The 202-nt window shown below is 70.8% G+C and carries 1 protein-coding gene; it reads left to right on the top strand.

Annotated features, from left to right (window positions below; genetic code table 11):
• Positions 1-202 (top strand): hypothetical protein (locus IF00_RS42450; protein WP_037640741.1); only part of this gene is annotated, 202 nt, incomplete at both ends.

Below are 202 nucleotides of genomic sequence, written 5' to 3'. Positions count from 1 at the left end.
CGCCGAGTACGGCGAGTTCGGCCGCCACGTGTGGACCACCACCCAGTACGACGAGCACACCGGTCAGGTCACCAGCGCGTTCACCGACCGCGACACCGCGCCACAGCGCGTGGAGGACACCTCCTACACCTACGACCCGGCCGGCAACATCACCCGCATCGCCACCGGCTACGGCCAGGACGCGGCCCGCACCACGGACACC

Origin of the sequence: Streptomyces flavochromogenes, assembly GCF_000717595.1 — a bacterium.
Lineage (GTDB): Bacteria > Actinomycetota > Actinomycetes > Streptomycetales > Streptomycetaceae > Streptomyces > Streptomyces flavochromogenes.
The sequence above is the reverse complement of the archived record's forward strand: the minus strand, read 5'-3'. Positions and strand labels throughout refer to the sequence as shown.